This window comes from Demequina sp. B12 (genome assembly GCF_028823635.1).
In the GTDB taxonomy this organism is placed as follows: Bacteria; Actinomycetota; Actinomycetes; order Actinomycetales; family Demequinaceae; genus Demequina.
Map to the genome: position 1 here is coordinate 479,894 of NZ_JAPEHU010000002.1, position 11,754 is coordinate 491,647.

13 protein-coding genes are annotated in these 11,754 nt (G+C 63.5%); 8 read left to right on the top strand and 5 right to left on the bottom strand.

Translation table 11 applies throughout. The annotated features are described in order from the left end of the window. The first annotated feature begins 41 nt into the window (after positions 1–41). On the top strand, positions 42–1,925 hold the full coding sequence (locus ON058_RS06765; protein ID WP_274668261.1) for a DEAD/DEAH box helicase: 1,884 nt from the start codon (positions 42–44) through the stop codon (positions 1,923–1,925). 20 nt (positions 1,926–1,945) lie between these two features. Here the strand turns inward: ON058_RS06765 and ON058_RS06770 are convergent, their stop codons facing one another. Then, the gene (locus tag ON058_RS06770) at positions 1,946–3,016 is read right to left on the bottom strand and encodes a DUF2235 domain-containing protein (RefSeq protein WP_274668262.1); all 1,071 of its coding nucleotides are present in this window, start codon (positions 3,014–3,016) and stop codon (positions 1,946–1,948) included. 141 nt (positions 3,017–3,157) lie between these two features. Between ON058_RS06770 and ON058_RS06775 the strand changes: the two genes are divergently transcribed. The 3 genes from ON058_RS06775 to ON058_RS06785 all read left to right on the top strand — a co-directional run bounded on the left by ON058_RS06775 (position 3,158) and on the right by ON058_RS06785 (position 6,440). Then, entirely contained in the window at positions 3,158–4,729 is a 1,572-nt protein-coding gene (locus tag ON058_RS06775; protein WP_274668263.1) for an SDR family oxidoreductase, read from the top strand. A gap of 73 nt (positions 4,730–4,802) precedes the next feature. Continuing rightward, the gene (locus ON058_RS06780) at positions 4,803–5,588 is read left to right on the top strand and encodes an enoyl-CoA hydratase/isomerase family protein (RefSeq protein WP_274668264.1); all 786 of its coding nucleotides are present in this window, start codon (positions 4,803–4,805) and stop codon (positions 5,586–5,588) included. A gap of 3 nt (positions 5,589–5,591) precedes the next feature. Further along, complete coding sequence (locus tag ON058_RS06785) at positions 5,592–6,440, top strand: SDR family oxidoreductase (protein WP_274668265.1); 849 nt, start codon at positions 5,592–5,594, stop codon at positions 6,438–6,440. A 31-nt stretch (positions 6,441–6,471) separates the two neighbouring features. Here the strand turns inward: ON058_RS06785 and ON058_RS06790 are convergent, their stop codons facing one another. Then, positions 6,472–6,888, bottom strand: coding sequence for an NUDIX domain-containing protein (locus ON058_RS06790; protein ID WP_274668266.1), 417 nt, complete (start codon positions 6,886–6,888; stop codon positions 6,472–6,474). A 42-nt stretch (positions 6,889–6,930) separates the two neighbouring features. Further along, positions 6,931–7,311 (bottom strand): thioredoxin, encoded by a 381-nt coding sequence (trxA, locus tag ON058_RS06795; protein ID WP_274668267.1) that lies wholly within the window; start codon positions 7,309–7,311, stop codon positions 6,931–6,933. Between the two features lie 109 nt (positions 7,312–7,420). Between trxA and arsM the strand changes: the two genes are divergently transcribed. Continuing rightward, positions 7,421–8,236, top strand: a complete 816-nt coding sequence (gene arsM / locus ON058_RS06800) for an arsenite methyltransferase (RefSeq protein ID WP_274668268.1) — start codon at positions 7,421–7,423, stop codon at positions 8,234–8,236. A gap of 43 nt (positions 8,237–8,279) precedes the next feature. Here arsM and ON058_RS06805 read toward each other — a convergent pair whose 3' ends face one another. Next, positions 8,280–9,659: a CoA transferase gene (locus tag ON058_RS06805; RefSeq protein WP_274668269.1), complete on the bottom strand. Its 1,380-nt coding sequence runs from the start codon at positions 9,657–9,659 to the stop codon at positions 8,280–8,282. After that, on the bottom strand, positions 9,656–9,895 hold the full coding sequence (locus tag ON058_RS06810; RefSeq protein ID WP_274668270.1) for a hypothetical protein: 240 nt from the start codon (positions 9,893–9,895) through the stop codon (positions 9,656–9,658). The genes ON058_RS06805 and ON058_RS06810 overlap by 4 nt, the downstream gene beginning before the upstream one ends. Before the next feature lie 70 nt (positions 9,896–9,965). On the opposite strand from ON058_RS06810, the gene ON058_RS06815 reads away from it, so the two are divergent. From ON058_RS06815 to ON058_RS06825, 3 genes are all read left to right on the top strand, one after another. Continuing rightward, positions 9,966–11,087: a class I SAM-dependent methyltransferase gene (locus tag ON058_RS06815; RefSeq protein WP_274668271.1), complete on the top strand. Its 1,122-nt coding sequence runs from the start codon at positions 9,966–9,968 to the stop codon at positions 11,085–11,087. 29 nt (positions 11,088–11,116) lie between these two features. Next, positions 11,117–11,374, top strand: a complete 258-nt coding sequence (locus ON058_RS06820) for a TetR/AcrR family transcriptional regulator C-terminal domain-containing protein (RefSeq protein ID WP_274668272.1) — start codon at positions 11,117–11,119, stop codon at positions 11,372–11,374. 95 nt (positions 11,375–11,469) lie between these two features. Continuing rightward, positions 11,470–11,748: a DUF1778 domain-containing protein gene (locus tag ON058_RS06825; RefSeq protein ID WP_274668273.1), complete on the top strand. Its 279-nt coding sequence runs from the start codon at positions 11,470–11,472 to the stop codon at positions 11,746–11,748. Positions 11,749–11,754: the final 6 nt, after the last annotated feature.

Below are 11,754 nucleotides of genomic sequence, written 5' to 3' on the forward strand. Positions count from 1 at the left end.
CCGCGCGGCATGAACGTCCTGACAATGAGAGTGTTAACACTGTGAGTGAAACTGCTGACGCCAGCACCGAGGCGAACCCGACCATCACGTTTGCTGACCTTGGGTTGTCAGACACGATTCTGAAGGCCGTGAAGGCCATCGGCTATGAGACCCCGTCCGCTATCCAAGCGCAGACCATTCCCCTGCTGCTGGGCGGCAATGATGTGATCGGTTTGGCGCAGACCGGAACCGGTAAGACCGCTGCGTTCGCATTGCCGGTACTGGACCAGATCACCCCGGGCCGCAAGAAGCCCCAGGCATTGGTCTTGGCTCCGACCCGTGAGCTCGCTTTGCAGGTGTGTGAAGCTTTCGAGGAGTATGCGGGCCACCGCAAGGGCGTCCACATTCTGCCGGTCTACGGTGGCCAGGGATATGGGGTGCAGTTGTCTGCGCTGCGTCGCGGCGTCGACATTGTGGTCGGTACGCCTGGCCGCATCATGGACCACCTTGACCGTGGCACCTTGGACTTGTCCGAACTGACGCACTTGGTTCTGGATGAGGCCGACGAGATGCTCAAGATGGGCTTTGCGGAAGACGTTGAGACCATTCTTGCCTCGACGCCTGAAGACAAGCAGGTCGCGCTGTTCTCCGCGACAATGCCCGCGTCCATCCGTCGTCTTTCTCAGAAGTACCTGCGGTCGCCGCAGGAAGTGACAGTGAAGCGTCAGACGGCTACGTCCGCGAACATTGCTCAGCGCTACTTGGTGGTTGCCTACCAGCAGAAGATGGACGCGCTCACTCGCATTCTTGAGGTCGAGAACTTCGCCGCGATGATCATCTTCACGCGCACGAAGAACGAGACGGAGACTGTTGCAGAGAAGTTGCGTGCGCGCGGTTATGCGGCAGCAGCCATCAACGGTGACGTGGCGCAGGCGCAGCGTGAGCGTGTGATCTCGCAGTTGCGCGACGGCAAGCTCGACATCGTGGTTGCGACTGATGTTGCTGCTCGCGGTCTGGATGTCGAGCGCATCAGCCACGTCGTCAACTATGACCTTCCTATTGACAACGAGTCCTACGTTCACCGCGTGGGCCGCACGGGCCGCGCTGGTCGTACGGGTGACGCGATCAGCTTTGTCACGCCACGTGAGCGTGGCCGTTTGAAGTCGATCGAGAAAACCACCAAGCAGCCGGTCACGCCGATGGCGCTTCCGAGTGCCGATGACGTGAACGCTACGCGTTTGACTCGTTTTGACGACTCGATCACTGCCGCGTTGGAACAGCGTGCCCGCATTGATCGCTTCCGCGACATCATTGCCCATTACGTTGAGCACCACGATGTGCCGGAAGCCGATGTCGCGGCCGCCCTTGCGGTGGTGGCTCAGGGGGATACTCCCCTGCTGCTTGACCCGCAGGACGACAAGCCGACTGTGGGCTTCGCTGAGCGCAAGGAACGTGGCAGCGACCGTGACCGTGGAGAACGCGGCGCTCCTGCTGGTGGCCGCGTGACCTACCGGATCTCGGTGGGCCGCCGTCAGAAGGTGGAACCCCGTCAGATTGTGGGTGCGTTGGCGAACGAGGGCGGTCTGCAGCGTTCTGACTTTGGTCGCATTGTGATCAAGGCAGACTTCTCGCTGGTGGAGCTGCCCGCAGAGCTGCCCAAGGACTCTCTCGACAAGCTGGCGCGTACGCGTATTAGTGGCCAGCTGATCGAACTGCAGCTTGACAAGGGTCCTGGTGGGCGTGGCAAGCGTGGGCCGTCGTCGGGTAAGCCTTACCGCAAGGGTCAGCGAGACGACCGTGGTTACGGATCACGCGACGATCGCGGCGACCGTGGATATGGCTCGCGCAATGACCGGGGCGACCGCGGCGACCGCGGCGACCGTGGTTTCGATCGCCGTGACGGTGACTCGAAGCCTTTCCGCAAGCCGCGCACTAAGCGGAACTAATGCTGTGACGTCACACGTGCCTACATGGACGTAGCGTTCTGCGGCATGTGAGGCGTGGATTGAGCGAGTGGGTGGCGTAGGTCACCCACTCGCTCTTTTCTTTTCTTGGCGCCGCCGATCAGTGCCCACGCCCAGTGGTTGGGTGTGAACTCACACTCGGCCCAGAATGACGGGATGGGGTCGGTGGGGCCTATGCCAAGGAGCCTTTCGCACTCGGGTTGGTTGATGTGTAGTCCTTGAGCGTGGGCTTCTTGGAGTATCCAGGCAAGGGGTATGTCGGGCAGTCGGTACCCGTCTTCGCCGTTGCGCCCTCCGCCAATGTCGCTGTGGACTCCGCGGAACCACATCTCTTGGAAGTCTCCGTCGTGCGCAGTAAGCCGTGACGAGAACCTCAGCGGTGCAAACACTCGCCGGCATTCGTCAAGTGCGAGTGCGTGGCGTGCGTGGGCGACGTTTGTGATGGTGGAGGTGTACGGCCAGCGGACCTCTGTGAAGCGTTCCTTGACGTTCAAGGGTCCAAGTGACTTCACGGTGTCCCACAGGCCCATGAAGTGGACTTGGTCGCTGTGCGGCGGTGGGAACTGTGGTTGAGAGAACATGGTGCGGAACCGTTCCACTGCGGTCCAGTACGCAGTGCTGTCTTCATTGGTCGCTGACTGCGGTGGGTTGCGAGTGTAGAGCTTGAGTGCGTAGGGCACCAGGTTGTCAGCGCCAGGCCGTAGTAGCCCAAGTGTGTGAAGCAGGCCGCTGAGGGCGCGTGCGGTGTATGCGCCGCGGGAGAGTCCGAACAGGTAGATCCGGTCGCCTGGCTGGTAGTGGTGCGACAGATAGAGGTAGGCCTCGGCGATGTTCTGGCGGATACCGTGGCCGCCAAGGACTCCCGCGATCTGCGTGAGCCGGCTCCCCAGCCGCGTCAAGGCGGCGCTTGATCCCAAGGTGCCGACGCCCGGATCGTAGTAAGTCAGCTGGCGCTCGGAGTGCTCGAGCATGCTGAACAGGCGCGCGACGTTGGTGTAACTGACTTCTGGTTCCGCGGAGGTGCCGTCGAAGCACAGCACAACGTTGCGTGGTGGAGACGGGGTGGGTTCCATCTGGGTTCCTTTGGGTGAGCGCCTTCGTTGGTGCTGGTGGACACCTTAGTGGTGGCGCCGGAATAGTGCGGCCGATACCTGGTGTTACCTGACACAACGACGTATCAGGCAGCGTTCCCGCCGGACTCCTAGGAGGTTCTGATGGACTCCCCTCGTGATCCACATGTGACCGCCGGATTGAGTGGGCCGTTGGGCACAGAGGACGACCTGCGTGCTGTGGTCCAGGAAGGGGCCGATGCGCCGCTGGTGTTGCTCCTGGGTGCGACGGGCTACATTGGCGGTCGTTTGGTGCCACGCCTGATTGCGGCCGGATACCGGGTGAGAGTGCTGTCGCGGTCGCGGCGCCGGGTGGAAGCGTTGCCCTGGGCCGGTGACCTTGAGGTTGTCGAGGGCGATGCGAGCGATCCCGAGGCGATGGCCCAGGCCACCGCAGGCGTAGATACGGTGTTCTACCTGGTGCATTCCATGACTGGTGGACGTGACTATGGGCGCAAGGACCGCGCGATCGCATTGAACGTCGCTAGGAAGGCTGCCGATGCTGGGGTGCGTCAGGTGATCTACTTGAGCGGCCTGCACCCCGATGGTGTGGAGTTGTCCGACCACCTGGCTTCCCGCCAGGAGGTGGCGGACATTCTCCTAGCATCGGCGAGCCCCACGCTGGTGCTGCAAGCGGGGGTGGTGATCGGTGCCGGATCCGCGTCTTTCGAGATGGTGCGGCACCTCACGGAGGTGTTGCCATACATGCCTGCACCCAAGTGGGTGCGCAACTCGATTCAGCCGATTGCTGTGCGGGACGTTATCTACTACTTGCTTGCTTCGGCGCGGCTCCCGGTGCCGGTGAATGACACGTACGACATCGGTGGTCCTGATGTGTTGCGGTACTCGGACATGATGAACGGCTATGCGTCGGTCGCGGGCTTGCCCCAACGCGGCATCACCGCGTTGCCGGTGCTGACTCCCAAGCTTGCGTCGCATTGGGTGGGACTGGTGACTCCAGTCCCCCGCCAGATTGCGCGCCCTTTGGTGGAGTCTCTTTTGCATTCATGTGTGATGAAGGACCACCGGATCGACGGCTTGATCCCTCCGCCCGCGGACGGGCTGACCGGATACGAGGAGTCGGTGCGTTTGGCGTTGGGGCGTATCGAAGTTGACCAGGTGGAGACCAGTTGGGTCGATTCGAGTGTCCCGGGGGTCCCCAGTGACCCGATGCCTAGCGACCCAGAGTGGACGGGACGCACTGTCTTTGTGGACTCTCGCTCCCGCACCACTACTGCTGCGCCCACTGCAGTGTGGAATGTCATCGCCCAGGTGGGCGGCAAGACCGGGTGGTACTCGGCATCGGTCCTGTGGGCCACGCGAGGCGTCATGGATCGTGTGGCAGGCGGGGTTGGGCTGCAACGTGGCAGGCGTACGCACGCGTCGGTCAAGGTGGGCGATGCGGTCGACGTCTGGCGGGTTGAGGTGGCGGATGCGCCTGATCTGTTGCGACTACGGGCGGAAATGCGTGTACCGGGACAAGCGTGGCTTGAGATGGGTACGCGACCTGAGGACGGCGAAACCACGTATTGGCAGCGGGCGGTGTTCTTCCCGCGGGGCCTGTCGGGCCGGCTGTACTGGCTTGCGATGCTGCCATTTCACGGACTGATCTTCAGCGGCATGGTGAACCGCATCGTTACGGAAGCTGAAGACACCGAGCCAACGGGCTCGTCATGATGCGAGGATGACTGCACAGGCCCTGCGCCTGAACTGGGACGCAAAGGATCAACGGCGATTCATGAGGAGTGCCATGTCAGAACCTATCCAAGTCGAGCGCCACGAGTCTGGCATCGCTCACGTGATCTTCAACCGCCCCGGCAGGCTCAACGCCTTCGACTTTGCGATGGGGGCCGCGTATCGCGACGTATGTGTGGAACTCACCAGCGATGCGACCACGAAGGCGATTGTCTTGCGCGGCGAAGGTCCGGCGTTCTGTGCGGGCGGCGATGTGGTGGCAATGGCCGGCGCAGGTGTGAGGGGAACTGACGTGACGCGTGGCGCGCACGTCATCCACGAAGGTATTGCGGCACTCGTGGAGTCAGAAGTTCCGGTGGTGGCTGCCGTGCATGGCGCCGTTGCAGGCGGCGGCGTGGGGCTGATGTTGGCCGCGGACTATGTGGTGGCCGCGTCAACAGTAATGGTCGCCGGCAAATACGCAGATGTGGGCCTCACCCCGGATTTGGGTGTGAGTACCTTGCTGACGCGCGCCGTGGGTGAACGGCGGGCGCTCGCGATGCTCGTCGCCGGGGTTCAAGCCGATGCCACCAAGGCTCTGGAATGGGGGCTGGTGCAGGAGGTGGTGCCGGATCCGGTGATGCGCGCCCATGAAGTTGCTCAAGTCTGGGCGACGAGCGCCACGGCAGCACTTGGTGGTGCCAAGCGCCTCGTGCGTGCCGCGCCCGAGCGTTCGTTCCGCGAGAGTCTTGACCAGGAGGCCAGGCGCATCGGACAGGCATACGACACCGCCGACGCCCGTGCTCGGATTGCAGCCTTCACGGAACGTGCCACCCGCGCCTCGGCCGGCAGGGAGGGCTGACACATGAGTGAACGTCGAACTCCCTCACTTGAGCCCGGCACTACTGTCCTGATGTCCGGAGGTACGCGCGGCATCGGTCTGGCTATTGCGGTGCGTTTGGCGCAGGCTGGGGCGAACATCGTCATGCTTGCCAAGACAGACAAGCCCCATCCTGTGTTGCCGGGGACCTTGCAGGAGGCAGCCGATGCTGTGGTCGCGGCGGGCGGCCACGCGCACAGCGTGGTGGGAGACGTGCGGGTAGACGAGGACATTGAGCGTGCGGTCGCGCAGGCGATGGAACGCTTTGGACGCATTGATGTGGTGGTGAACAACGCCAGTGCGATTGACCTGTCGCCTACGCAGGCGCTGACACCCAAGCGCTATGACCTGATGCAGGACATCAATGTGCGCGGCACGTTCATGTTGTCACGGGCCGCCATGCCGCACCTGCTTGAGCAGCGTCAGCCGCGGGTGCTGTCGCTGTCACCTCCGCTGAACCCCACTCCCCAGTGGTTGGGTGCACACACGGCGTACACGGTCGCGAAGTTCGGCATGACGATGGTGACCTTGGGACTTGCTGCCGAGTTCGGTGACCGCGGATTGAGCGCCACGACCTTGTGGCCCCGCACCACCATCGCCACTGCAGCAGTGAGCAACCTGTTGGGCGGAGACAAAGTCATGCGACTGAGCCGGACGCCCCAGATCTACGCGGATGCGGCCTTCGAAGTGCTGGCATGCCCGGGAACCTATGCGGGTCGCAGCGTCATCGTGGAGGACGTGTTGGAGGCATGCGGTGTCACTGACTTCAGCCAGTATGCGGCGGTTCCGGGTACCCCGGACTCCGCAATGTTTCCGGATATCTTCCTGGACTGAGCGCCAGTCACACGCTAGGTCGAGTGTGGTTCTAGCGCGTGGCTAGAGCGGGGATCACGTGATGTTCGAGCAGCGGGGCCAGGTCCTGCGGCAGGCTGGTTCCGGACACGTCGAGCCATCGCAACTCTTCGATCTCTGCAGCCGGAGCGTCAACCAGAACTGTGTCGTGGCTGTACACGTGCGCGTGGACGCGGAAGCCGTCCTCGTTAGCTGCGGGGGCGGTGAACACGCCCACATCCGTGAGGTTTCTTTCTTCGAGAACCACACCGAGTTCCTCGGCAACTTCTCGAACCGCTGTCTGGCGCGGGCTCTCCCCCGCCTCCGGCTTGCCGCCTGGGAGCATGAACCGTTGCGTTCCACGCTTACGCACCGTCAACACCAGTCCTTGAGCATTGCGAATCACCACGGCGCTGACATGGATGAGGCGGTCATGAGGTTCGGAGGCCATGGTCCCCAAGTCTAGGTGCCGGCCACAATGGCTGAGGAGTCGTTAGTTTCCAGCGCTCGGCTCTGCTTGTGCCTGGGCGACCTTGGCGTGGACTTCCTTCATGTCGAGGCCCTTGATCGCTTCCAGGAGCTGGGAAAACTGTGGTGCTGGCATAGCGCCGGGCTGGTTGAAGACCAACACCCCTTCGCGGAATGCCATGAGCGTCGGAATCGATGTGATGCCAAAGCTTCCCGCCAGTTGCTGCTGGGCCTCCGTGTCGACCTTGCCGAAGATGATGTCCGTGTTGTCCTGGGATGCAGCCTCAAAGACGGGTCCAAACATGCGGCAAGGGCCGCACCATTCGGCCCAGAAATCCACCACCACGATGTCGTTGTCGCGGATGGTGTCTTCGATGTTGTCCAGAGTCAGTTCGGTGGTAGCCATATCATCAGTATACCCCTAGGGGTATGGGCTTGCCGGCCATATATTGACAGATGTCGATATATCGACAAGTATCAATATTGCGTCCTCATTTACCTAGGAAAGGTCAGCCATGACACCCTCATCCTCCACTGGACCGCTGTCCAACGACTTGCGAGACCAGGTTCGCGAACGCTATGCACGTGCAGCGCAAGAGGTCCAAGCGGGCGTGAAGAATCAGAACCTCCTCGCGGACGAAGAGTCCTGCTGCAGTTCAGGCGCCGCAACGACCGGCCTCAGCGCCCACGAAGCGTCGACCCGGTTTGGTGCGGCTCTGTATGACTCCGACTCTGCGCAGTCCTTGCCCGTCCAGGCAGTGGCCGCAAGCTTGGGGTGCGGCAACCCCACCGCTGTCGCTGAACTCCGTGCCGGCGAGCGCGTGCTAGACCTGGGATCCGGCGGCGGGATCGACGTGCTGCTGTCCGCCAAGCGCGTGGGCGAGACCGGGTTCGCCTACGGCGTGGACATGACCGACGAGATGCTTGAACTCGCCCGCGCCAACGCTGCGGAAGCAGGCACCACCAACGTGCAGTTCTTGAAGGGGACCATTGAAGACGTCCCACTCCCCGACGCCGCGGTGGACGTGGTCATCTCCAACTGCGTCATCAACCTGTCCGACAACAAGCAACAAGTCCTTGACGAAATGTTCCGTGTTCTTGCGCCGGGCGGACGCATCGGGATCTCCGACGTGGTCGCGGAAGACCACTTGACAGCGGCCGACCGTGCCGAGCGGGGCACGCACGTGGGCTGTATTGCCGGTGCGCTTTCCGAGGCCGAGTACCTTGATGGGCTCGCGTCAGCAGGCTTCGAGGACGCCTCCGTCCAGTTCACTCACGCCGTCGCTGACCAGATGCACTCCGCAATCATTCGCGCCGTCAAGCCTGCCTAGGCCAGTACCGACCACCGTCGCTCGGTGGCGACTCCGCCCGTGCCTACCAGGAGGCGGGGTCGCTACCCAGTGCGCGTGCGGGCACATCCGCGTGAATGTCAACGCCGTCAATCGTCAGCGGCGATCGGAGCCTGCGCGCCGGACCCCAACTGGTGCGCTCCACCTCCGCAGCGATGTCCTGCTTACCCAGGTCGCGCATCGGCTCCCCAAAAGGCTGTGGGCCGATGCTTGTGAGCAGGTGGGCGGTGCGGGCAAGGGAGAGTTGGGCGCTGTGTACGCGGCCCGAACGTTGCCTTTCCGTCAGGGCTTCGATGGCGGCAGCGGCCATGAGATAGCCCGTGGCGTGATCAAGTGCCTGCACCGGAAGCGGCGTGGGCCGGTCTGCGTCCCCCAGCCGCATGCCAGCATCGGCGATCCCCGTACTCATCTGCACCAGGCTGTCGAAACCACGCCTCCCAGCCCACGGACCAGACCACCCGTAGGCGTCAAGCGATACTTCGATCAGCCCAGGTGCTGCGTCACGACGAGCCTCTGCGCCAAGGCCAAGGCCAAGGCCATCGAGGGCGCCAGGCCTGTAGCCGTGAACAAGGACGTCCGCACTCGTGAGGAGTTCAAGCACCTTCTGGCGGGTGTGGGGCTCTCGAAGATCAAGGCGGGCGGTGTGTTTGCCCCAGAGCACCTCGGGGACAAGGCCCGGCTCATCCCACCACGGCGGGTCGATGCGCAACACGTTCGCCCCCAGCATGGCCAGAAGCCTGGTCGCCACCGGACCGGCAAGGACACGAGTCATATCCAGGACACGGACACCCTGCAAGGGGCGCGTGGCATCAGGCTGCCACGACCTCGCCGCACGTCCTGTCTCTTGCCAAGCAATCAGCAGCTCCTGCGCCACGGCACGGCCCTGCTCGCTCGAGCCCCACTCCTGCGCCGTCTGCATAGTGGCAGCACAGCCGCCAGCGTCGATAACAGCTTGTTCCAGTTCGGCAGCCTGCCACCGTGCTACTGCCTGAGCGACGCGCTCTCTTTCTGGCACGACGCCCAAGGCGGCCAATGCTGCTCGCTTGTGTTCGGGGGCGTTCGTGTGGAGTCGGATCCAGCCATCGGCAGCTTGGTAGTCCCCGGCGAGTGGATCCCAACTTGGCGGAACACTCCAGCCCACCGGACGTAGCGAAGACGAGAACCATGCAGACGCGAGACGGCGGTCCACCGTCACTGCCGGCCTTGAGCCAGTGGTGAGCGAAACGAGGCTACTGACTGCCGCTCCCGCTGCCGCAATGGATGCCGTGGCCAACTCCGTGACAGCAAAGACGGACGGCAGACTCCCCTCACCAATGATGCTCAGGTGTGGGCTCGAGTCCGTTCGCCGCATCTGGTCCACCATCGAGGGGATCACTGCCGCGGGGTCCGCGCCGGAGGGCATCATGACCGGCGTTGGGGTCGTTCTGGGCGCGGTGGAACTTCTTTTGCGGCGACAATCTGACTGATGGCGATACGCTCAACTCCGCGCACGCCGTCCACCACGACCTCCTGCTCGTCACGGCTGAGCAACTCACCCAGAGCATCAGTCGCTTCGCCTGAAGGGATCAGGTAGCGCACCACTACTCGCGCGCCGGGCAAGGGGAGGCGAACTCGGCCCTGGTGGCCGCTTTGCTCAGGCATGGCCTCATCATTCCAGACCGGCCAGTGGCGGGCAGCGCGGACTCCCCTGGCCGCGCGCGGCTAGGATTTCATGGTGAACGGGATCTTTGAAGAACTGCGGCGCTGGCCCGATGTTGAGGCGCCTGGGCTTGTGGCGGCGGACGCCGCTGACAGGTTGATTCTGGACGAGTCCGCGGAGCTCCGCGCAGGCGCCGGCCCTGGCGAGGTTGTGGTCATCAACGACGCTTATGGCGCCCTCACCTTGGGAGCGGCGCAGGCTGGCGGAACCGAGATCCGCACGCATATTGATGCCATCACCGGCGAACGGGCGCTCGATGCCAACGCCGCTCGCGTGGGCCTGACCGGGCACTATCGTTCACTCCCCCTCAGCGCTGAACTGGTGTCCGGGGCACGGGTGGTCCTACTCCGGCTCCCCCGCTCCTTGGATAGTTTGCGTGACATCGCCGGGCTCATCGCGGCACACGCTCACCCTGGTGTGGTGGTGGTCGCGGGCGGGCGGCTCAAACACATGTCGCTCTCTATGAACACGGTGCTACGAGAGCATTTTGGGCAGCTGGATGTGAGCCATGCCCGTCAGAAGTCCCGAGTGCTCATGGCGCGTGGCCCTCAGGACGGCGGCGATCCCGTTCCCGCTGCCGCACAGGTTGAAGGACTTGAGGTGCGTGCGTATGGAGGTGCTTTCGCGGGCGCACGGCTAGACATTGGGACCAGGCTGCTCCTGGAGAACCTGCCCGATACGCCGGCCGGAGGAACGCTAAGCGATCCCCTGATCGATCTGGCCTGCGGCACCGGAGTGGTGGGTGCCTGGATGGCTCAGCGGTACTCCGGCGCGCACGTGTACTCCTGTGATCAGTCAGCCATTGCCGTCGCTTCCGCGCAAGAGACGATGCGCGCGAACGGTGTGCAGGACCGTGTGGCGGTGGCGCGTGACGACATGCTGGGCGCCCGGGCTGACGCGAGTGCGTCGTTCATCGCGTTGAACCCACCGTTCCACTCGGCTGCTGCCGTGACTGACCTGATCGCGCCGCGCATGTTCGCCGACGTTGCCAGGGTCCTGCGCCCCGGCGGTGAGCTGTTGTGCGTGTGGAACTCTGGGTTGAAGTACCGGCCGATGCTTGAACGCTTGGTGGGACCCACCCGCCAGGTGGCGCGCAACAACAAGTTCACGGTGACGGTTTCGACGCGGCGGTAGGGGCCTGCTTGCCGAGATAGCATCGGCCAATGCAGCCGCTGGGCCGATGCGTCATGCGTCAGACGAGCCGGCCACCTGTCGCATCGGAGCGTCGCTCCGGCCAGACCGAACTGGGATGGTGGCAAGCCAATGCGGCTGCGCTTGGAGACGCCATGGGCGAGCGAGAGTTTCCGCTCGCGTCTCGGGTTGGCCAGGCCGCTGGTGCGTTCTATCAAGCAGCCACCGACCCGGACCGGCAGTTTCGATTCGGACTCGATACGGTTGTTGCGGGGTTGCTCCGCTCCTAACTAACTGGACTGTTGTTCACGCAGCCGTAGTAACAACGTATTGACGTGGTCATGACAATGTCTCTACAGTTGAACTCGAGTCTTTGGAGGACAACATGGCTACACCCACTCGTGACGAGCACCTGCAGATGCGAATCACCGCTGAGGCAAAGGACCGACTGCGCGAGGCCGCACGCGCTTCCGAGCAGGACCTATCAACCTTCGTGCTCCAGGCCGCGAAGAGGGCCGCTGACGAGGTCCTCGCCGAGCGCTGGACGTTTCGCCTCACCGACGAGGACTACGACTCGTTCCTGGCTCAACTCGATGAGCCGGCACGCGCCTTGCCCGGGCTCCAGGCCCTCGCCACCGAGCCGTCGCCGTTCTCCAATCGCTGACACGCG